The sequence below is a fragment of the Mucilaginibacter conchicola genome, assembly GCF_003432115.1.
GTDB classification, from domain to species: domain Bacteria; phylum Bacteroidota; class Bacteroidia; order Sphingobacteriales; family Sphingobacteriaceae; genus Mucilaginibacter; species Mucilaginibacter conchicola.
On sequence record NZ_QWDC01000004.1, the window covers coordinates 195,534 to 216,106 of the forward strand.

General features: G+C 44.6%; 18 protein-coding genes. 9 read left to right on the forward strand and 9 right to left on the reverse strand.

The genetic code is table 11. The annotated features are described in order from the left end of the window. Nucleotides 1–659 precede the first annotated feature (659 nt). The 4 genes from D0C36_RS21570 to D0C36_RS21585 all read left to right on the forward strand — a co-directional run bounded on the left by D0C36_RS21570 (nt 660) and on the right by D0C36_RS21585 (nt 4,389). A complete protein-coding gene (locus D0C36_RS21570) occupies nt 660–1,358 on the forward strand; it encodes a response regulator transcription factor (RefSeq protein WP_117393797.1) in 699 nt (232 codons plus the stop codon). Continuing rightward, nucleotides 1,342–2,700 carry a HAMP domain-containing sensor histidine kinase gene (locus tag D0C36_RS21575; protein WP_117393798.1) on the forward strand — a complete coding sequence of 453 codons (1,359 nt, stop codon included), beginning with the start codon at nt 1,342–1,344 and terminating at the stop codon, nt 2,698–2,700. The genes D0C36_RS21570 and D0C36_RS21575 overlap by 17 nt, the downstream gene beginning before the upstream one ends. 242 nt (nt 2,701–2,942) lie before the next feature. Then, complete coding sequence (locus tag D0C36_RS21580; protein ID WP_117393799.1) at nt 2,943–3,437, forward strand: hypothetical protein; 495 nt, start codon at nt 2,943–2,945, stop codon at nt 3,435–3,437. Nucleotides 3,438–3,459: 22 nt separating this feature from the next. Next, nucleotides 3,460–4,389, forward strand: coding sequence for a bestrophin family protein (locus D0C36_RS21585; protein ID WP_117393800.1), 930 nt, complete (start codon nt 3,460–3,462; stop codon nt 4,387–4,389). Between the two features lie 416 nt (nt 4,390–4,805). Here D0C36_RS21585 and D0C36_RS21590 read toward each other — a convergent pair whose 3' ends face one another. Genes D0C36_RS21590 through D0C36_RS21600 form a run of 3 tightly spaced genes read right to left on the reverse strand, consistent with a single transcriptional unit; the run spans nt 4,806 to nt 8,300 of the window. Further along, entirely contained in the window at nt 4,806–5,225 is a 420-nt protein-coding gene (locus D0C36_RS21590; RefSeq protein ID WP_117393801.1) for a hypothetical protein, read from the reverse strand. 3 nt (nt 5,226–5,228) lie between these two features. Continuing rightward, nucleotides 5,229–6,887 carry a response regulator gene (locus D0C36_RS21595; RefSeq protein WP_117393802.1) on the reverse strand — a complete coding sequence of 553 codons (1,659 nt, stop codon included), beginning with the start codon at nt 6,885–6,887 and terminating at the stop codon, nt 5,229–5,231. 12 nt (nt 6,888–6,899) lie between these two features. After that, on the reverse strand, nt 6,900–8,300 hold the full coding sequence (locus D0C36_RS21600) for an ATP-binding protein (RefSeq protein ID WP_117393803.1): 1,401 nt from the start codon (nt 8,298–8,300) through the stop codon (nt 6,900–6,902). Between the two features lie 266 nt (nt 8,301–8,566). Between D0C36_RS21600 and D0C36_RS21605 the strand changes: the two genes are divergently transcribed. Then, on the forward strand, nt 8,567–8,977 hold the full coding sequence (locus D0C36_RS21605) for a VOC family protein (RefSeq protein WP_117393804.1): 411 nt from the start codon (nt 8,567–8,569) through the stop codon (nt 8,975–8,977). A gap of 35 nt (nt 8,978–9,012) precedes the next feature. On the opposite strand, the gene D0C36_RS21610 is transcribed toward D0C36_RS21605, so the two are convergent. Continuing rightward, a complete protein-coding gene (locus tag D0C36_RS21610) occupies nt 9,013–9,297 on the reverse strand; it encodes a hypothetical protein (RefSeq protein ID WP_117393805.1) in 285 nt (94 codons plus the stop codon). A 154-nt stretch (nt 9,298–9,451) separates the two neighbouring features. On the opposite strand from D0C36_RS21610, the gene D0C36_RS21615 reads away from it, so the two are divergent. Beyond that, entirely contained in the window at nt 9,452–9,967 is a 516-nt protein-coding gene (locus D0C36_RS21615; RefSeq protein WP_117393806.1) for a hypothetical protein, read from the forward strand. 13 nt (nt 9,968–9,980) lie between these two features. Here the strand turns inward: D0C36_RS21615 and D0C36_RS21620 are convergent, their stop codons facing one another. The 4 genes from D0C36_RS21620 to D0C36_RS21635 all read right to left on the reverse strand — a co-directional run bounded on the left by D0C36_RS21620 (nt 9,981) and on the right by D0C36_RS21635 (nt 13,553). Beyond that, a complete protein-coding gene (locus tag D0C36_RS21620) occupies nt 9,981–11,126 on the reverse strand; it encodes a serine hydrolase domain-containing protein (RefSeq protein ID WP_117393807.1) in 1,146 nt (381 codons plus the stop codon). Nucleotides 11,127–11,164: 38 nt separating this feature from the next. After that, nucleotides 11,165–12,178 carry a glycosyltransferase family 61 protein gene (locus D0C36_RS21625; RefSeq protein ID WP_117393808.1) on the reverse strand — a complete coding sequence of 338 codons (1,014 nt, stop codon included), beginning with the start codon at nt 12,176–12,178 and terminating at the stop codon, nt 11,165–11,167. Between the two features lie 140 nt (nt 12,179–12,318). Further along, on the reverse strand, nt 12,319–12,867 hold the full coding sequence (locus D0C36_RS21630) for a hypothetical protein (protein ID WP_117393809.1): 549 nt from the start codon (nt 12,865–12,867) through the stop codon (nt 12,319–12,321). Nucleotides 12,868–12,998: 131 nt separating this feature from the next. After that, on the reverse strand, nt 12,999–13,553 hold the full coding sequence (locus tag D0C36_RS21635; RefSeq protein WP_117393810.1) for a GNAT family N-acetyltransferase: 555 nt from the start codon (nt 13,551–13,553) through the stop codon (nt 12,999–13,001). Between the two features lie 230 nt (nt 13,554–13,783). Here D0C36_RS21635 and D0C36_RS21640 point away from each other — a divergent pair, with 230 nt between their 5' ends. The 3 genes from D0C36_RS21640 to D0C36_RS21650 are packed head-to-tail and all read left to right on the forward strand — an operon-like array spanning nt 13,784 to nt 20,109. Continuing rightward, nucleotides 13,784–14,974, forward strand: a complete 1,191-nt coding sequence (locus D0C36_RS21640) for an ROK family transcriptional regulator (protein ID WP_117393811.1) — start codon at nt 13,784–13,786, stop codon at nt 14,972–14,974. 45 nt (nt 14,975–15,019) lie between these two features. Further along, on the forward strand, nt 15,020–18,163 hold the full coding sequence (locus D0C36_RS21645; protein WP_117393812.1) for a SusC/RagA family TonB-linked outer membrane protein: 3,144 nt from the start codon (nt 15,020–15,022) through the stop codon (nt 18,161–18,163). A 26-nt stretch (nt 18,164–18,189) separates the two neighbouring features. Further along, nucleotides 18,190–20,109, forward strand: a complete 1,920-nt coding sequence (locus D0C36_RS21650) for a SusD/RagB family nutrient-binding outer membrane lipoprotein (protein WP_117393813.1) — start codon at nt 18,190–18,192, stop codon at nt 20,107–20,109. A gap of 59 nt (nt 20,110–20,168) precedes the next feature. On the opposite strand, the gene D0C36_RS21655 is transcribed toward D0C36_RS21650, so the two are convergent. After that, complete coding sequence (locus tag D0C36_RS21655) at nt 20,169–20,558, reverse strand: DUF2784 domain-containing protein (RefSeq protein WP_117393814.1); 390 nt, start codon at nt 20,556–20,558, stop codon at nt 20,169–20,171. Nucleotides 20,559–20,573 lie beyond the last annotated feature (15 nt).

The window sequence follows — 20,573 nt, forward strand, 5'->3', positions numbered from 1 at the left end:
GGCTAAAGCCATTTGGTTAGTTTCCCTATCCCGTCGGCTAAAGCCGACGGCAATGATGAAAGGCGTTTGTATTCATTGCCGTTGGCTTCAGCCAACGGTATCGAAGGCTTTGGCATAAAGCTGTTCTGATATTTTGAGATATGAAATTAAAAAGGGTGATTTTCCCCTTTTTTTAGGTGAGATAAGGGAAAACAGGCTTAGTTTAACCTCGTACATTAGCAGTGTTGAAACTAAACCTTATTTAAAATTTAACGGCCATACTTCGGGGGAGGTATGGCTGTTTTTATTTTACCCTTCCAATAGATCATCTGTTATTGGGTAGCTCCTACGGAGCAAAATAAATTGGCCGGTTTAAGCTACAAAGCGGTTGTCCCTACGGGACAGGAAATGGAGTGCCTTATAACTATCAATATCGGAATCAAGACAGATGCCTCGTTAAAGGCTACCGCTTTGTAGAAAATGCAGACCAAAGATATTTTGCTCCGTAGGAGCTACCCGCTTCGCAAATACTCAAGGTAAGCACCTTCATTATCGTTGCCGTCGGCCTCAGCCAACGGTATGCGCTTTTTTACCCATTTTTATTTTATTATGTATACATATTAAAAGTTACGCATAAAACCTTTATTTTGTACACTTGGTTATACCCTAAAACCACATAAATGAAAGTATTGGTTGTTGAAGATGAACCCGGGCTGGTTTCTGTAATAGTACGCGGACTAACCGAAGCCGGTATGGAAGTTAGCGTTGCCGCCGATGGCAACACCGGCCTGGAAATGGCCAAGGCCCATCAGTTCGACATCATTATACTGGATATTATGTTACCGGGCATGAATGGCATACAGGTGTGTAAAGAGATCCGCAAGGAAAATGAAACCGTTGCGATCCTGATGCTTACCGCCCTCTCGAGTACCGAAAACGTGGTGACAGGCCTCAATGCCGGTGCCGATGATTACCTTGCCAAACCATTTAAATTTCCTGAATTGGAAGCACGCATCCGCACCCTGGTGCGCCGTACAAAAGTTGGCGGGGTACAAAAAACGGTGGTTAGCGTGGGCGGCTTAGAGGTTGATACTACATCAAAAACCGTTAAACGTAACGAAAAATCAATTAGCCTTACTGCTACCGAATATCACCTGCTTGAGTATTTCATCAAGAACCAGAACATGGTGTTATCGCGCATACAGATACTGGAGAACGTTTGGGATATTGATTTTAACATGGGTACCAACGTGGTAGATGTTTACGTAAACTACCTGCGCAAAAAGCTGGATAACGGTTACGATACCAAACTGATACACACCGTTTTTGGTATGGGCTACATGTTTAAGCCGGAGAACGCTAATGAAGCTGCAAACTAAAATAACGCTGCTTTTTGTTGCCATTTCTACTGTGGGGCTTATCCTGCTCAATGCCTCTATCTTTTACTTTGTATCTGAGTTTAATTTTGAGGATTTCTTTAAACGCCTGGAAGCCCGCGTAAACCTTGCTGCCGAAACCAATATCGACCCCGATAAAGAATCGCTTGCTTATAAGCATGTGCGCCAGCAATACCTGGAGAAACTGGCCAACGAAACCGAGTTTATCGCTAAAATAGATTCTGCAAAAAAGCCTGCATTTAATCGTGTAGAAGGCCTGCCCGATGAATTTTATCGCACGGTATTATCAGGCCAAAAGGCGCGATATATCAGCCATAATCATTTTTACGCAGGGCGGATGTTCGCCAAAAGCAGCGGTAAGTACATCGTAATCGTAACCGCTAATGACCCTTATGGCTTTAAGGAACTGGCCCAGCTGAAGCGGGTACTTATCCTTGTATTTATAACCTTTATTGTGCTGGCTTATATTGCCGGTAAGGCATTTTCCTATTTCACCGTACAGCCGGTGCGTAACATTATTAAAGGGGTAAAAAATATCACGGCCAATAACCTGCACATGCGTTTGGACGAGGTAAAAGGTAAGGATGAGATAACTGAACTGGTGCAAACCTTCAATAACATGCTCACCCGGTTGGAGACCTCTTTTGAAACACAAAACAACTTTGTAAGCAATGCCTCGCACGAGCTGCGTACACCACTTACCATTATCTCCGGCGAGACCCAACTGTTGCTTACCGGTAATAAGGTGAACGAACAGGGCCGCCAATCGGTACAAACCATTATGGATGAAGCAGAGAAGCTGACCGGCATCCTGGAAGGGTTGCTTGGCCTGGCCCAAACCGGGTTTGACGGTAAAAAGCAACACTGGCACAAGATCCGTATTGATGAACTGATCTTAGAGGTGGCAGAATCGGTTAAGAAAACAAACCCCGGCAGTATCATCGACCTCGATTTTGCAAACCTACCCGAGGATGAGAATATGCTTTACACAGAAGGGAATATCAACCTGTTAAGGCTGGCCTTGAGTAACATCGTATCAAACGCCTGCAAGTATTCAAACAACAGCCCGGTGAGTGTGCAGCTGTCGTCATATACCGGCCGTATCGTTATCAGCGTAACCGATAGGGGGATCGGTATCCCGCAAGAAGAGCAGGCTTATGTGTTCGTGCCTTTCTTCAGGGCATCAAATACCGGCGATTTTCATGGCTATGGTATCGGCCTGCCGCTTACGCAGAATATCATTCGCCTGCACAATGGCGCTATCGGCATCCGCTCAAAAGAGCAGGAAGGTACCGAGATACAGGTGATTCTGCCGGTGGCTTAAAATTCGACATTCTCACACTGAGGTACATAATCCGGTAGATCTGCTCTAATAATTTTCTAATGGCTGGCGGTTGCTTGTTAGAGGCTTCTAATATCTGCACACAAATCCGCCTTTACGTTTATAAATCGCTGTAGTTAATTTTTTTAATTCTAATCATCTTCTAAGAACCGTCTTAATCCTTTCTAATGGGCCAATAGTAGTATTGCATTATACCGATTGATGTTTCACTAAACGCAATACTTATGAAAACCATTCTTATTCCAACTGACTACCAGGCCTCGTCTTTAGATTGCGTACCTGCTATATGCAGTCGTTTTAAGGATGAGGAGCTGAATTTGATCTTTGTGCATGTTTTTAAACTATCAGACTCTTTAACTGATGTGCTGATGCTAAGCCGCCGCAGCCGCGAGTATGAGCAGGTAAGCGACGAGTTTTTTAACCGTATGGAAGCATTGCGCAAACAATACACGCAGATAAACAACGTGAAGATCGAGTTCCTGTACGGCAGCACACTCAATATGTTCAAAACCTTTATTGAGGCCAACGAAGTTGACGCCGTTATTGAACTTGAGGATAGCGGTTTTAACCCTATTCACCGCTCCAGTATCGACCCTACATTGCTTGTGAAACGCAGTGGCCTGCCGGTAATAAGTACCAACAACCGTACTTATGCCCGCATTAAACAGCCGGATGCAGAACCTGTGCACGAGCCGCAGGAAGAGTTAACAGAAATGTGATACCCCTTAAAGCATTTACCCTATGTTACTGAAAGAGAATATCCCGGTTTTATACATCCTGGGGAAAATAAAAAAAGAACTGATACTGGTAACAGTGTACTCGGTGCTGATAGCCATCATGTACAATACTTTTCATGTTACCCGTATCTCTATTCCTATTGCCGTGCCAACCATTTTGGGTACGGTGATATCATTACTATTGGCCTTTAAATCAAACCAGGCGTACGATCGCTGGTGGGAAGCGCGTACGCTCTGGGGGGCCATAGTTAACGATGTACGCAGCTTTACCCGCCAGCTGCTCACCTTTGTTGATGCCCCTTACCACGAGGGCGAACGCAAAGCTTTTGTTGACCGTGTTGCCAAACGCCAGATAGCCTGGTGTTTTGCCCTTAGCCGCAACCTGCGCAAACAGGATCCGCTGCACGGCCTGGAGAAATACCTCAGCAAAGAAGATATCGATTACATCAGCAAGTATGATAACGTACCCGTGGCCATACTTGAACTGCAAGGTGCCGATATACGCAGTGCCTACAAACTGGGTTGGATAAACGAGTTTCAACAGGTGGCGTTAGACGAAACCCTAACCCGTTTCAGTAACGAGATGGGCGGTTGCGAGCGTATCAAGAATACGGTGTTCCCGGTTACCTATGCCGCCTACATCCACTTTTCGATATTGTTATTTGTGTTGATGTTGCCGTTTGGTTTGATAGAGTATTTCGGCATTGTGGAAGTGCCTGTGGTTATTGCCATTGCAACCTCATTCTTCCTGATAGAGAGCATGGCCATACACCTGCAGGATCCGTTTGAGAACAAGCCTACCGATACGCCAACCATCACCATATCGCGCACAATTGAGCGAGATGTGGTACAAATGCTTAAAGAAAAAGAAAAGTATGAACTGGCTGTTGCAGGCGGCGGGTTCAACAACTCAAAGATGTTCTACATTCTATAACAATGTGATTTAAGACCAACTGTGATTAATACCTAAGGGCTGCCCGGCGCGATGCATGGCACCCTTTTTATTTTATGAGGGATTAGGTTTATAACCATGTCATTGCGAGGAGCGACAGCGACGCGGCAATCTCGTCGCTGAAAGAATTTTAACGCGAGGAGATTGCCACGCTACGCTCGCAATGACATATTTAATAATATAGCATAATAACATAGCACCCAACCCAACGCCACCGAACAAGGCGACATAACGTAACGTGCGATAACCACAGGCCTTGATAAAGCACAATCATTGTAGCGCGTTACCAAGTCGCGACTTTTCTTTGGTTACTTTCTTTTGAGAGAAAAGAAAGTAACACATCCACTGATATTTTATATTGCTCATTACCATTCCTAACGAAGAACCTCAGCGAAGCTTTATTTTACTTTATTCTGAAGGCGTGATGGAAAATTACTCATCATAACAGGCGGCGGATATACACCCGGCGGCAGTGCCGTTAACTGATATTTTTGGTAGTTGCCACTTTTATTTTTAAGCCATACCCAAGGGCCTATATCACCACTATATATCCACAGTTGATCCTCGTTATCAAGCCATGCAAACCAGCGCGAATAGATGCTGGCGTGTTCATCATCAGAAACAAGTACCTTACCGGCTTTTGACAGCTGATATCTTAAAAGGCCATCTTCTTCCCAGGTGTGTAGCGTGAGATTTTCCTTTTCATTGGTGTAAGTACCCAACCTGTCTATATAGCCTTTCTGCCAGTTTTTAACTGCTGCCGTATGCCTGCAGGCACACAGCATCAAAAACATCGATATTAACAGGATGGGTTTCATGCGTTACACCTCATTTAAATACTTATGCACAAAGCTTATAGCCATTGAGCCTTCGCCTACGGCGGAGGCTACACGGTTCATGGCGCCGGCGCGTACATCGCCGGCGGCAAAAATGCCGGGGCAACTGGTCTCCAGCAGGTATGGGTCGCGGTTATTTTTCCATGTTTTCGGGAAGTCGGGGCAAAGGTTAAGGTCGCGGCCGGTCTCTATAAAACCACGGTCGTTTACCAGGATATCTTTGCACAGCCATTCGGTATACGGGCGGGCACCGATGAAGATATATAACGCATCGGCATCAACGGTAGTTACCTCGCCGGTGTTAAGGTCTTTAATGTTTAGTTTCTGCAGGTTTTCATCGCCCATGGCCTCGGTGATTTCGGTACAAGGCATCAGTTTGATGTTAGGCTGGCCGCCTATCTGGTCGATAAGGTACGACGACATGGTTTCCTCTAACGAGGGCTTCCTGATCAGGATAAATACCTCTTTGGCAAATTTAGAAAGGTACATGGCCGCCTGGCCTGCAGAGTTACCGCCGCCCACTACGTATACGTGTTTATCCTTACATGATGCAGCCTCTGTCATGGCGGCACCGTAGTAGATGCCAGCACCTGTAAATTTATCAATGCCTTTGGTGGTTAACTGGCGGTAATCAACACCGGTTGTAATAATGACGGATTTAGTGATCACCTCGGTATCATCATCCAAAACCAAAGTTTTGTAAGAGCCTTCCGTTTTTATTTGTTTAACCGCCTGCGGCGATAAAAATTCGGTACCAAATCTCGACGACTGAGTAATGGCCCTGCGCGTAAGATCGGCACCGCTTAAGCCGGATGGGAAACCCAGGTAGTTCTCTATCCGCGAACTGGTACCCGCCTGCCCGCCGGGAACTTTCTTTTCTATCAGTAAAGTTTTCAATCCTTCTGATGATCCGTAAACCGAGGCCGCCAGCCCTGCCGGACCAGCACCGATGATCACCACATCATACAGTTCGTTCTTGGCAGATTGGGTTAAACCTATCTTACCGGCAAGATCTTTAAGAGTAGGGGTTTTCATCACCGCGCCATCGGCACAAACAATAGCAGGCAGGTCTTTAGCCTCAAGCTTGTTGATCTTGATAAGCGATTTTGCTTCATCCGTATTGGCATCCAGCCACTGGTACGGCACCAGGTATCCCGACAGGAACTCTTTTATATCGTGCGATTTTGGCGAGTACTGGTAGCCCACCACTTTAATGCCGTGGAAGTCGGGCTTGTAAACACCTTTCCAGTCTTCCAACAAATCGGTAATAACGGGGTATAGCTTTTCCTCGGGCGGATCCCAAGGCTTGGTTAAATAATAATCCAGCTTCACCTCGTTAATGGCTTTAATGGCAGCATCAGTATCGGCATAAGCGGTAAGCAGCACCCGTTTGGCATTGGGGAAATACTGCATGGTTTGGCAAAGAAAATCAACACCATCCATCTCGGGCATGCGCTGGTCTGAAAGAAACAAGGCAACGGTTTCGCCTTTGTTCTTCAGGTCAAGCAGGCTATCCAGTGCTTCTTTGGCCGAGGCTGTGCTCAGCACGCGGTAATGTTCGCGGTATTGTGTTTTTAAGTCGCGGCTTATGGCGCGCAAAACTTGTTGGTCGTCGTCAATTACAAATATGATGGGGTTACTCATGTGCTAAAAAAACTAATTGTCGTTGATAGGGAAACAAACAGTGAACTCGGTATTGCCCGGTTCAGATTTTACCTTAACCGTGCCGTTATGCTGGCGAATAATGCGGGTAACCACATCCAGGCCAAGGCCGGTGCCTTTGCCCATTTCCTTAGTGGTAAAAAACGGATCAAAGATCTGCGATTGGATCTCGGCCGGTATGCCGGGGCCATTGTCATGGATGTACACGCAAACAAACTTGCCATCTTTTTGGGTACGGACCTCTAACACGCCGCCCGCCTGCCCGTCCAACGCGTCAATGGCGTTATCTACCAGGTTGGTCCAAACCTGGTTAAGTTCACCGGCGAGTGCTTTAACTTGGGGTAGGGTGGTGTCAAAATCTTCTTTTACCTCAATATTGGCTTTGCGCAACTTATAGTTGAGCATGGTAAGCGTATTACGGATGCCGGCATGTATATCCAGCATCTGCTTGTCGGTATCCCTATCCATGTGGGTAAAGGTTTTTACCGAGCTTACCAGTTCTGAGATACGGTGCGATGCATCGCGGATATCGGCCACCATCTTTTCCTGCAGCAGGTAATTGTTCATCCAGGCTAAAACTACATCCAGTTTGGGCGATGGGGTACAGCTGTTCAAATGTTCCAGATCAGCCGTGCCGAAGCCGAACTCTACAAAGTTTTCGGCTATATCAAGGTCTTTAATGTTATGATCAAGCAGCCAGTCGGTCAGTTCATCCTCGTTATCGGCGCGCTGCATCATGCTTAGCACGGGGCGCTCGGCATCGGTGGTTTTTTTGATGAGCAGGTTGTTGATACTGTCGATCTTCTCGGGCAGCATATCAATGGCGGCCACATCTTTAAACAGCTCGGGCAGGTTTTGTACCTGGCATTGCAGTGCCGATGCACCGCGCGTAATGGCCGATGCAGGGTTATTCAACTCGTGCGCCAACCCTGCGGATAGCTTGCCCAATGCAAACATCTTCTCGTTTTGTTGTTGTAGGGAAGTAAAATCGCGCACGCGGCTGGTCATGGCGTGTACCATGGCCTCGGTGAGTTCGTAATTTAGTTTAATGCCCTCTTTTATTTTTTCTTTGGGAATGAACAGTGCACGGCAAGGCTGTATGCACTCGCTGTAGCCCGGTGTTTTTACACCACGGCTAAAAGGCAGATATCCCGTAACGGTGCCGGGTTGTATAACAGTTATCTCGCGCAGCTTACCGTTCTGGTCGCTCAGTATGCGGATGCGGCCCTCGATCAGTATATATGTTTTATCAAGCGCCTGGCCTTTCTCAAACACGCGGCCACCAACTTCAATTTCTTCGGTTTCGCCGTTATCCAGCAACCATTGCAATTGGTCATCGGGTACGCCCTCAAAGGCTGGCACAGCTTTTAATTCGGCTAATGTTACTTTATTCATGGGTAGGGGCTAAAGTATGTACAAGTATAGTGGTAATTTGTGAATTGTTAATGGTTGATTGGGGGAGTAGTGAGTTGTTAAAAAGCATGTCATTTCGAACGAGCGACAGCGAGGAGAAATCTTCTGCACTGTAAGTATCGCACGTAGAAGATTTCTCCTCGTACCTCGTTCGAAATGACAATATTTATACTCTTCTCATCCCCAAATTAAAATTGAACTCTTCAATTATTTCCCCACCTTTACTATACACCAATTGAAAAACCTTTATGAAAACCACCACCATTTGGGCTAACATGGCCGTAAAAGATCTGGAGCGCACCAGCAAGTTCTATAATGCGATAGGCTTTAAACCCAACGGCGATTACAATTCAGATACCTTAACCAGCTTTTTGGTTGGTAACGATAATTTTGTGATCCACTTTTTTACCGAAGAACATTTGAAACAGGGCATGGCCGGCGAACTGTCTGATCTGACAAAGGGCAACGAGATCGTATTCACCCTTGGCGTGCCCGATCGTGCAAAGGCTGATGAATGGGCGGTAGAGATCCGCAATGCAGGTGGTACTATGGTTACCGAGCCGGTTGAGTTTGCCCCCGGCTACTACGGCTTTGTTTTCGCCGACCCGGACGGGCATAAGTTCAATGTTTTTTATTGTAAAGATCTGGAAGAAAAATAACAAAAGAGCCGTGGCATTGCCACGGCTCTTTTACTTTAGTTTCTTGCGCGGCCTGCTTCAATGGCCGCCTTAATGGCCCTGGCATCATCCTTAGTAAAACCATGGGCTTCAACTTTGTTGCCGTTGTGGTAAAAACGAATTGTTGAATAGCCGATGAAAGGCGTATCTATTTCAACCGCCGAAATACTGTTGTACCCTACAGAGGTTTCGTCGCCGCTGAAAAAACCGGGGATGCGTACCGTAATGCCCGTAGGTTCAACAATAACCTGTGCCGGGAAAAGTTTATTGCCTTCTGATAGGCGCGATGCTGTGTATTTCATGTTTCTGCAAATAAAGTTCTATAACGTATAGCACATTGGGTTGTTGTATATACCCATTATGCATTTGTTAGATGAGGGCAGGACTGAGAAGTTACAATAAGGACAGTGGTATGCATCTGAAAAACAAAAGCCAACCGCCGAAAGTTTAATGAGTATGACTGCCATACGTCTCCTAAACAACGAAGCAGAACTGCGCATTAGTTATTTTTACGCCAAGCCATTTTACATGAATTTCGGGTTTGTGTTTACGCTGGCGTTTGGCTTGCCCATTGTGGCAACATCATTTGTGTTAGGGAATATTTACCTCAGTGCCGGCATTCTGCTGGTTTGGATAGCGTTGCTTTACCTCATCTTATCAGTAAAAAAGCGTAAAATAAAACAGGCCAAAGAGGTTTACCAGTTTGGCAGCGAGGAAATGATCTATTTCCAGGGACTAAGCTATAACTACGGTATGAAAATTAACGGCGCCCCGCAGCCGGTCATCAACCTCAATAAAAACGGCGAACTGATCCAGATAAAAAGTTTTAGCCGCCGGGTGATAGCAGCCTTTGATGCACCTGTGCAAAAAGCATACGTGTTGGATAAGTATCCGGATATTATCCTTCCTGAAAAACTCTTCTCCATGATACTCAACCCGAGAACGGAGAAGACGAGGGAGATAAATATTTAGGCTTTATTGCAGATCAATCTTTATTTGCCGTAACTGCAGGCAGCTTTAGCTTATTGTTGAATAAAATACTTATGTAGCTGTCTTCTACATCATCCACAGTATTGTTGTTAGTGATGTTACGAAGCACTATAATGGTTTTATCAGGACCAATAAAGCGCGCAATATGCGTATCATAACCGCCCCAGCCACCATTGTGGGCTACGTATTTGCCTGCTACAGTATCTTTTGGCACTACACCCCAACCGTAGCCGTAACCAGCTTCGCGCCCGTTACCAAGTTTTGTGGTACTGAACATCTCATTGATCTTTTGATTGCTGATGAGTTTATCGGTGTACAAAGCCCTGTCCCATTTTAGCAGATCAGTGGTGGTTGATATTATACCGCCATCGCCAACAATGCCATCCAGGTAAATCAGGTAGTCAGATTCCTTTATCGAATCCTGAGAGGTTGGCTTAGGGTTATTTTTGGTGATGATGTAGCCGTAAGCATAATTTTTAACTATCTCGTGCTTTGCCAGTCGCGTATTATACACGCGGCTGCGGTTCATTTGTAATGGCTTAAATATATGCCTGCTCAAGAAATCGGCATAAGAGGTGCCGGATGCTTTTTCAATAACAGATGCCAGCAGAACATAGCCCGTATTAGAATATTCAAAAGTATAGCCGGGCTTAAAGGCCACCTTGGGATGATATTTAACCAATGCCGCTATAACATCATTATTGAACGCTATCTTGGTTTTGTCCCAATGTTGTGCCATCAGCTCCATATAGTCGGGCATGCCCGAGGTATGGTTGAGCAAGTTTTTAATGCTGATGTTACCATAAGTTCTTAGCTGCGGATAGTATTTGGTAAGCTTATCGCTCAGTTTCAGTTTGCCTTGCTTTTCCAATATCATAATGCCCATGGCTGTAAATTGCTTGGTAAGCGATGCCAGGTAAAAAGCAGAGTTTTCATTTAACCGTTCGCCGGTTTTGAAATTGGCATATCCAAATGATCTTTGATAAACTACTTTACCTTTGTCGGCTACAAGCACATTACCATTAAAGTTATCTTTCCTTTCCAGATAATGAAAAAGAGAGTCGTAGTTAGCTTTAAGCGATTGACTTTTCGCGGTAAAAAAGCAAACAATGAGCGTGATAGTGATAAGGTAACGGTTCATGTAAAAGACGAAGATATGGTCCGTTTAAAGATATAAAATCAGTGGCAAATCACTTTCGCAATTTCTTCCAGTTTATCTAAAGGGATAGTAAGGTTAACACCTTGCGGGCCTTCTATCACACCCTCGCCATCGGGCGCGCCAAAGAGGTAGTAATAGTTTAATTGAATAGCTTTTGCCAGGTGCCAGTAGCATTGGTTATGGTACACCTTATTGCGCCTAAACTCGATAATGCTGCCGCTGGGAGGCATGAAAATGCTGTTGGTGATGCCCGCGCCATGTATAGAAATCATTACTTTGGTGTTGGCCATGGTTTTTACCTGCTCCTCAATGCTCAACTCCTCAAAGGCTATGGTTTTAAAGTTGTAGCGCTGTAGTAGCTCAATCACCTTATCCTCATTTAAAACCTTACGGCTGGCAGCTTTCCTTCTGGTAACATATATCCTCTCCTGCGGGTTGGGGTTATCAAAGCGGAGTCTGCTACGCAGTTTCAGCATCAATTCATCGTGGGTTTTGCCGGTGGCTACTATGGGTGGGATAAATTTAAGGTTATGGGCCGCTACAAACTGTTTAGGCTTTATCCACTCAATGCGTTTGGGTTTTAGGTTAAAGGTCTCCAATAGTTTTGCGCCTGTTTGGCGGGCATAATCACTATCGGGTAACAGTAGCACATAATTGGGCAATTCGTCGATAACCAGGGTGAGTTTTGGCAAAAAATCAACTATCCAGTGATAGTGGTTGCTGCTCCAGGCATTAAAGCAATGCAGATAGGTATCGCCCTGCGAAAGGTTGCGTTTGTTTTTCAGGTATAACTTTTTCAATCGCGATAAAAAGCCCGACCGCTTAAATGGTTGCCCCTCTATCAGTGAGCGCTCCTCAACCTTAAAATCCCTGTTATATACCCGCCCGTTAAAATCAACAAAAACTTTATCTAACGATAGTATTTCCAGTTGTTCAGTTTGATATGTGAACTCACCTTTGCAAAAATCGAGTTCGCCCTCTGTGTAGTTTTCAGGGAAAGCGCGATTAATTTGCAGTGGCGGTTGAATGATCATACACGGCAAACTTATAAATTATTGCCCATGATGCCAATAAGCAATCCCGCCCCGGCACTGCCCAACCTCAATCACCGACACACGACTTTCTCCTGTGATGAGATCATAACAGCACCAGGGCGGGGATAGATGTATCTTAATTACTCGCCCGCCGGTATAAACTTCCAACTGAATTTATCTGTTGCCTGCGCGGCATCAAAACGGATCTCGGTAGGTAGGTTAGGGCTAAATACGAAACTGTGCATGGCGTCGCCGTTATAAAAAAGGCTTTTAATATACCATTGCTTCGGCCCCGGCCCGGCCACTATACGGTAGCTGCTGTTGTTGCCCGGCGAGCCTACCATAGGCGTATGATCTTTAACCGGGAAAGGCTGAAAATAAAGATTATCTGAGCCGGCCACTTTAATGGTATAGCTGATGCCTTTTTTGGTTTTATTTTGGGTTACGTCCCATTTTTGGGTGCCGCTACCATTAAATGATTGCAAAAAAACGTTTTGCCCAACAGTGGGTTGCCAGGGCGTTAAAGCGCTGCTGCCATTAACAATAAAATAAGTGCCGGTAGGCAGGGGGGCGGTGTTATCAAGGGCATTAGCGGTTGATGAGGTGCTTTGGCCGATAGATCTCATTTGGCTGCAGGCAGATATTGCCAGTGTTAAAGCCATCCAAAGGGTAATACGTAAAGTTTTCATAAGCCTGATATTTTAATGATTGCTGTTTGTGTATTGCAATATTAAATGGCTTACTTATAGTATTTTATGCTGATGAGTGTGCAGCGGCTTTGACTTAGCGAAGCAACTTAATGCGGATAGGGAAGTTGTTATTATGCATTAAGTTTTAAATGTAAATGTTCGTGGTTTCCGCCTAAAAGGGTGATGGTATTCTGTACTTTAAAGCCCATGCTTTCATATAGGCGTTTTGCATCGGGGTTGCTCACCAGTAACCCGGCGATAAGATGCCCTTCTGCGGCAATTTTATCACATAAAGCTTTGATAAGTTTACGGCCCGTACCCAGGCCTTGTTTATGGGGCAACACGGCAAGGCAATCAATATAATACTCTCCGGCTTGGGTTTCATCTTCGGGCGTGCCGGTAAAGCCAAGCTTTTGGGTTATATGGTTAAGAAACGGCCTGCGCAATTCATCAAGCAGGGCGCCGTCGTAGGCAATGATCATCCCGTTTATTTCACCCTCATCTTCATCAACCAAAATATTCTGATAACTGTACTGGTTGCTGTTTTGCATGATGAAATGAACAAACAAATGTGTTTGTATTTTAACATCGTCACTGTTGGCAAACTTTGCAGCCAATGGCCCCATAGCAAGCAGAATTAGTGGTGCAATTTGCTGTGCATCAGCAGTTGTAGCCGGTCTTATCATGCCTGTAAAGTTACTAATTAACCCTTCTCAATTGTAACATATCCGAATGAATGGTAATCATGACAATTATTAGTTTTTTGTTAAATATCTGATAATTAGTTTTTTATAATGTTTGTTAATTAATTGTTTTTAATAAAATGGTAAACCATAAAATAGTTTTTAAAAAAAATAAAAAGTTTGTGTTAAATTTAAAATTATGCATTAAGTTTGAAGAACCAATTCCCTGATTAATGACCATTGTAAAAAAGCACGACCTGCTAAGGAAAGAGCTTATTAAACAGTTTTACTATAATAAGCGCCTTACTCTTACCGAGTTGAGCAAGCTTACCCATAAGAGCTTGCCGCTGGTTACCAACACGGTTAATAATCTGGTAGAAGAAGGTTATGTGCAGGAGCACGGTCTTGCACCCTCAACCGGCGGACGAAGAGCATTATCTTTTCTACTTAACAACCAACTACAGCGCTATGTAGTTGCTGTGGCAGTTGACCAATTGGTTACCCAAGTGGTGATGTATGATCTGATGAATAACATCAGGATAGCGCCGGAGACAACTGAGATAACCCTGCTTAAGGATGATCCGGCCGTTTTAAATGCCCTTACCAATTTTATTAAAAACTATATATCGCGCTCGGGTATACCTGCTAAACAGATACTTGGTGTAGGTATAGGTATGCCGGGTTTTGTTAACGCGGTTGAAGGGATAAACTATACATTCTTTAAACCCGAGAGTGGCATCAGCCTGAAAAAGTATTTGACCAATGAACTTGGCCTGCCGGTGTTTATTGATAACGACTCGAGCTTAATTGCCCTTGCCGAGCTAAAGTTTGGCGCAGGTAAAGGCCTTAAAGATGTACTGGTAGTGAACATTGGCTGGGGTATAGGCCTCGGCATGGTGGTAAATGGTAGCCTGTTTAGGGGCCATACCGGTTATGCGGGCGAGTTTAGCCATATCCCGTTATCGGCAACCAACAAGATCTGCTCATGCGGCAAGCGTGGCTGCTTAGAGGTAGATACATCCCTATTGGTGATGATAGACCGCGCCAAAACCGAAATGGATAACGGTACCAGCTCGAGCATGGAAAAAATTTACAAAGGCAGCAGCGAATTACCTGCCGAGCATTTCCTGCAAGCAGCACGTGCCGGCGACCCGTTAGCGGTATCTATTATATCTGATGCGGCTTTCCTGATAGGTAAGGGCATAGCCACCCTTATACATATCATGAACCCCGGCCTTATAGTGCTAAGCGGAAGCGGCGCAACGGCAGGGAAAATTCTGATGGCGCCCATACAGCAGGCCATAAATGAGTTTTGTATACCCTGGTTGGCCGAGCAAACGGAGATAGAGGTATCACAACTGGCGGCTGATGCCAAACTACTGGGGGCTGCAACCCTGGTGATAGAAAACTGCAGCTTTAATTAACATACAATCAATCCACCCTGAATATTAACCTTAAACTCCTTAAAAATGAAGCAATTGTACTTGAGATGTACAGCCGTATTGTTTTTCAGTTTGATGACAATAGTGGCCTATGCACAAAAAACGGTTACCGGTAGGGTAACTGAGAAGTCGGGCCAGGCGGCGCCGGGCGTAAACGTTACCGAAAAGGGGACAACACACGGCACTACTACCGATATTAACGGTAAGTTTAGCCTTAGTGGCGTTAAACCCGGTGCGGTTTTAACGTTCTCTTTTATTGGTTTTAAAACACAAGAAATTACTGTAGGCGAAGGCTCAACCATAAACGTAGTTATCGAGAGCGGCGAGAGCGCGCTTAACGAGGTTGTGGTAACTGCATTAGGTATAAAACGCGAGAAGAAATCTTTGGGTTATGCCGTGCAGGAAGTAAAAGGCGCGGTGTTAACAGATCGTAAAGAAACCAACGTAGTTAACGCGTTAAGCGGCCAGGTAGCAGGTTTGCAGATCACCAAGTCTGGTAACGGCCCTGGTGGTTCATCACGTATTACTTTACGTGGTAATAACTCTTTAACCGGTACTAACCAACCGCTTATTGTTGTTGATGGTGTGCCTATCGATAACTTTACCGGTAACGAAATTGGCGGCGATGGCAAACCTAATAACGACTACTTCAACCCAACGAGGGATATGGGTAACGGCTTGGCAGACATTAACCCGGAAGATATTGAGAGCATGAGTGTTTTGAAAGGCCCATCTGCAGCGGCTCTTTATGGTTCACGTGCAGGTAACGGTGCTATTTTGATCACCACCAAAACCGGTAAATCTCAAAACGGCTTAGGTATTACTGTAACTTCGTCATTTGGTTTCGAAAGTATTTTCTCAACACCAAAAATGCAAACTCAATTTGGGCAGGGTGAGAGCGGTGGTTTTGTGGCTAATTCAACTTCAAGCTGGGGGGAAGAAAATAAAGGCCAAACCCAAACAAGACTTGATGGTACCACCTTTCAGCAAAACTTCCACGATAACGTAAAAAACTACTTCCAAACCGGTTTGCAATCGTTACAAGGTATATCATTCCAGCAGCAATACAAATCTACTTCTGTTTATACATCATATAATCGTTTAGATGATAAAAGCTATATCCCCGGCGCAAAGCTGATCCGTAACAATTTAACAGCACGTACTGTTAGTAAATTTGGTACCAATGATAAATGGACGGTAGATACAAAAGTACAGTACATCAACTCTACTGCACAGAACCGCCCACAAAGTGGTTACAACCCGAACAACTACTTCTACTACCTGCAAACCATGCCAAACTCTATTGATGTAACTGGTTACAGTAACCCGTTAAGGCCTGATGGTAAGATGAATTGGTGGCACGATGATCAAGAACTTAACCCTTACTGGGCTGCCAAATACAACCTGAATGAGGATGTACGCGACAGGTTCCTCTTAAATGCATCTATTAAATATCAATTTAACAACTGGTTAAGTTTTGAAAGCCGTGGTGGTGCTGATATTTATAACACTACAACTATAAACAAAACTTATGGCGGCAGCCCATCAAGTGTTAATGGATCTTATGGCGAAAGAAGAGCAGATTTCACCGAAACCAACTACAGCGGTTTATTAACTGCTAAAAAAGATAACTTAATTGGCAAATGGGGTGGCGTTTTAACTGTAGGTGGTAACTTGATGAACCAGCAGCGCTCTTTCTTAAGCGCAAGCGCAGGTACGTTAAATGTTCCAAATTTGTTTGCAATAAACAATGCTGTAGGTAATCCTGGTTATGACCAAGGCCGATTCTTACACAATATCTACTCGGTTTACGGATCATTAGGTATCAACTATGATCAGGTATTCTTTGTGGATGGAACAGCTCGTAACGACTGGAGCTCGGCATTAAGCAAAGCAAACCGTTCATACTTCTACCCATCAGTAAGCACCTCATTGGTATTTTCTGAAATGTTGAACAAAAATGGCAGCCTGCCATCATGGATCACTTATGGTAAGATCCGCGGTTCATACGCAGTGGTGGGTAATGATATGGATCCGTATCAGTTGTACAACACTTACACCATCAGCAAAGATCCGCTTGGTAACACTACAGCAGGCCGTAAAGGAACGTTGTATGATGAGAACGTTAAAAGCGAGTTGATCAAATCATACGAGGCAGGTTTAGAGATGCGTTTCTTTGATAGCCGTTTAGGATTTGATTTTGCGGTTTACAAAACCAATGCAACCAACCAGTTACTTGATATACCTATGGACCCTCTTAGCGGTTACAGCTACAGAAAGGTTAATGCAGGTAATATCCAAAACAAAGGTTTGGAGTTAATGGTTGATGGCAAGATATTGAGAAACGCAGATGGTTTCAATTGGAATACCATGGTGAATTTCTCTATCAACAGAAATAAAGTACTTGAGATAACTAAAGAAATTACCGTTTATCCTTTACCGGGCGGTACGTATGATAATGTCTCTATCATAGGCCAAACCGGTCAGCTTTATGGTGCAATTTATGGTTCAAGCTTTAGGCGCGTAACTGATGCTAATAGTCCTTACAAAGGCCAGTTGGTGTTAACAAGCGCAGGTTTGCCGCAAACTACAGATGGTGGTTCCCAGCTTTTGGGTAACCAGCAAGCATCAAGCCTGTTAGGTGTAACCAACTCGTTCTCTTACAAAGGTTTCAACTTCTCATTCCTGGTTGATGCACGTTTTGGCGGCAAGATCTTCTCAAGCACCCTATCGCGCATGGAAAGATCAGGTACATCTGCAAACACGGTTGTTAACGGTAAACGCGAAAACTTTACAGTTGATGGTGTAATATTAAATACAACCACTAACCAGTATGAGAAAAATACCATCAGCGTAACACCTCAGCAATACTGGACAGCTGTTACCTCTGGTAACCAGGGTATCACCGAAGCTAACTTGTACGATGCTTCAAACATCCGTTTAAGAAACGTTAACATTAGCTACGATCTTTCTAAAAGCTTATTATCCGGTACCGGTATCCAGAGAGCAAGAATTGGTGTATCTGCAAACAACGTTTGGCTAATAAAAAGCCACATGATGGGTTTAGATCCTGAATCTGTGTTTGCTACAGGCTCTAATGCAACCGGCTACGAGAACGGTAGTGCACCAACAGTACGTACCATTTTACTTAACCTGACTTTAGGTTTTTAATAACATTAAAAGAAAATTCATTAGATATGAGATCGATATTAAAAAAGTCATGCCTGGTGCTTACAGCCACAATGATGCTGGCATCTTGCAAGAAATTTGATGAAATAAATCAAGACCCGTTTGCCGCTAACGGCGATCAGGTACAAACGGAATATTTTTTAAATAACGCTATAGTAGGTGCACAACAAGACCCGGGATTATCTGAGCGTATGTTCATCCTGTACTGGGTTGTAGGCGGCCGTGCTTTACAAGACGAGGATGGAGATACCTTCTCTCGTGGTGGTTTTGTTGATGATTGGGCTTCCGCATATTATGGACAGTCATCAACATGGCAAAATAATGCGACATCGGCTATCACGGTTGGTACCGAACAGATGGCAAAAGGCACTTCTAAACCCTACACCTCAAATCTTGTGCAAGTTGCGCGTATCTGGAGAGCTTATTTGATGAGCGAATTCTCTGATACTTTCGGCCCAATGCCGATCAACGGGTTTCAGGGTACAAACCCTGAGTACAGTGATGTGAAAACTGTTTATTATCACGTTTTGAGCGAGTTGAAAGATGCTTCTTCAAAACTTGATGTGAGTGTTGTTAACCCTAGTATACCCGATCTTAAAAAGTGGGACCCGGCTTACGGTTATGACTACGCTAAATGGCGCAAATTCGCAAATTCGTTACGTATGCGTTTAGCTATGAGGCTGTCTGAGGTTGATGCGCAAAAAGCACAATCTGAATTTGAAGATGCCGCTAAAGGCGGCGACTTTATTAAAGATGCTTCTGAGATGTTCAGCGTACAAGAATCACAAGGTTGGGATCCGCTGTCAAGCGTATTCCGCCGCGAATCATCATGGATGGGTTTACCTATCTCTGCAACTTATAATAACCTTGCTGTTAACCTGGGTAGCGTGAAATCGGCAGATCAGTTGGGCGCTTCATTCCAATCTGCAATTAAACCTGCAGATTACCTTGGTCAGCGTTATTTTGACCAGTTTACTACCAAAACTAATGATCCAATGGCGGGTTACTGGTTAGATGGTCTGCCAAACGTTATCGACCCACGTGCTTACAAAATATTCAGCATACCGGGTAATACTACTGATCCTAATTATCCTGCAATCGGCGACTCGTTCACAACCTTCACCGGCCCGTTAAAAGATGCATCGGGGGCCACTGTTAAAACGCTTAACGCTAAAAATACATGGAATGCCAAAGCAGATGGTAACTGGGGTAACAAAGTGGCCAGAAACCAACCTATTGTTACCAACGGCGTTAAACCGTTGTTAAACATGGTTTACCGTGGTGGTACAAACCGCAGGGTATTTTTTGGCCCATGGGAAACTTATTTCTTAATGGCCGAAGCCGGTGTACGCGGTTGGGCTTCGCCGGTGCCTGCACAAACTGCTTATGAAACCGGTATCGCTAAGAGCTTTGAGTACTTTGGTACTTCTGCTAACCTTAGCACTTACACTTCATCAACCTCATACAACCGTGCGGGCACTTCAGTAGCGTGGAACCATACTGCTGAGCCGGGCAATACACATACCATGAATTACCAGGATGGTATTACAGGTGCAAACGGTACTGTATCTGTTGCTTATGCAAAAAATGACCTGTACCAATCTGGTAGCGTAAGAAACGACCATCTTACAAAGATCATTACACAGAAGTATTTAGCGCAAGTGCCATGGTTACCTCTTGAGACCTGGAACGATCACAGAAGGTTAGGTTTACCATTCTTTGAAAATCCTGCGGTTGAAGAGCCAATGGCTAACCTGCCGGATCTGAATGCTTCTAACTATATGACAGCGAGCATTAAGTTTTTGCCGCAGCGCGTACAATATCCATCAAACTTAAAAAACAGCAACCAAGCCGGCTACAACCAAGCGGTATCTGCGTTAGGTGGTGCTGATGCTGTGTTAACACCACTTTGGTGGGCAAAACACTAAGACTTTATATTTGATTGAGGTTTAGTTAAAGCTGACCCGGTTCGCCGGGTCGGCTTTTTTTATGCCTTTTGGTTGCGTCGTTTTTCAAGTCGCGGAGATATAAAGTTAAAGTAAACGGCCATGATAACGGCTAACAGGAACCCAAGCCCTGTTGCGGCATCAATAAGATCTGAATTGATATCGCGGCCGGTAATTTTATCAGCCATATATTTAATGAATGAGCCGGGCAGGTTCTGCTCACCCAGTTGTTCTTTAATACGCCACTGGTAATCGGTAACAGGGCAGTAGCCAATGCCATACCATATCCCTAATATAAGCCAGCAACCCGCTGTTATGGCCACGCAAAACAGGTGCAGTTTTCGTGTACGTTTCCAGATCCATCCCAAAAGGTTAAAACCAATGATAACGATGTGGACAAGGGTAAGCAGTATATCGAGCAGTTGGAGCATGGTATCACTAAAATA

Coding starts and splice junctions, on each gene's coding strand:
- D0C36_RS21620 (WP_117393807.1), bottom strand. CDS start 11,126: ATGAACCGTTACCTTATCACTATCACGCTCATTGTTTGCTTTTTTACC.
- D0C36_RS21625 (WP_117393808.1), bottom strand. CDS start 12,178: ATGATCATTCAACCGCCACTGCAAATTAATCGCGCTTTCCCTGAAAAC.
- D0C36_RS21580 (WP_117393799.1), top strand. CDS start 2,943: ATGAAAACCATTCTTATTCCAACTGACTACCAGGCCTCGTCTTTAGAT.
- D0C36_RS21600 (WP_117393803.1), bottom strand. CDS start 8,300: ATGAATAAAGTAACATTAGCCGAATTAAAAGCTGTGCCAGCCTTTGAG.
- D0C36_RS21640 (WP_117393811.1), top strand. CDS start 13,784: ATGACCATTGTAAAAAAGCACGACCTGCTAAGGAAAGAGCTTATTAAA.
- D0C36_RS21650 (WP_117393813.1), top strand. CDS start 18,190: ATGAGATCGATATTAAAAAAGTCATGCCTGGTGCTTACAGCCACAATG.
- D0C36_RS21630 (WP_117393809.1), bottom strand. CDS start 12,867: ATGAAAACTTTACGTATTACCCTTTGGATGGCTTTAACACTGGCAATA.
- D0C36_RS21615 (WP_117393806.1), top strand. CDS start 9,452: ATGACTGCCATACGTCTCCTAAACAACGAAGCAGAACTGCGCATTAGT.
- D0C36_RS21595 (WP_117393802.1), bottom strand. CDS start 6,887: ATGAGTAACCCCATCATATTTGTAATTGACGACGACCAACAAGTTTTG.
- D0C36_RS21645 (WP_117393812.1), top strand. CDS start 15,020: ATGAAGCAATTGTACTTGAGATGTACAGCCGTATTGTTTTTCAGTTTG.
- D0C36_RS21585 (WP_117393800.1), top strand. CDS start 3,460: ATGTTACTGAAAGAGAATATCCCGGTTTTATACATCCTGGGGAAAATA.
- D0C36_RS21605 (WP_117393804.1), top strand. CDS start 8,567: ATGAAAACCACCACCATTTGGGCTAACATGGCCGTAAAAGATCTGGAG.
- D0C36_RS21655 (WP_117393814.1), bottom strand. CDS start 20,558: ATGCTCCAACTGCTCGATATACTGCTTACCCTTGTCCACATCGTTATC.
- D0C36_RS21570 (WP_117393797.1), top strand. CDS start 660: ATGAAAGTATTGGTTGTTGAAGATGAACCCGGGCTGGTTTCTGTAATA.
- D0C36_RS21610 (WP_117393805.1), bottom strand. CDS start 9,297: ATGAAATACACAGCATCGCGCCTATCAGAAGGCAATAAACTTTTCCCG.
- D0C36_RS21590 (WP_117393801.1), bottom strand. CDS start 5,225: ATGAAACCCATCCTGTTAATATCGATGTTTTTGATGCTGTGTGCCTGC.
- D0C36_RS21575 (WP_117393798.1), top strand. CDS start 1,342: ATGAAGCTGCAAACTAAAATAACGCTGCTTTTTGTTGCCATTTCTACT.
- D0C36_RS21635 (WP_117393810.1), bottom strand. CDS start 13,553: ATGATAAGACCGGCTACAACTGCTGATGCACAGCAAATTGCACCACTA.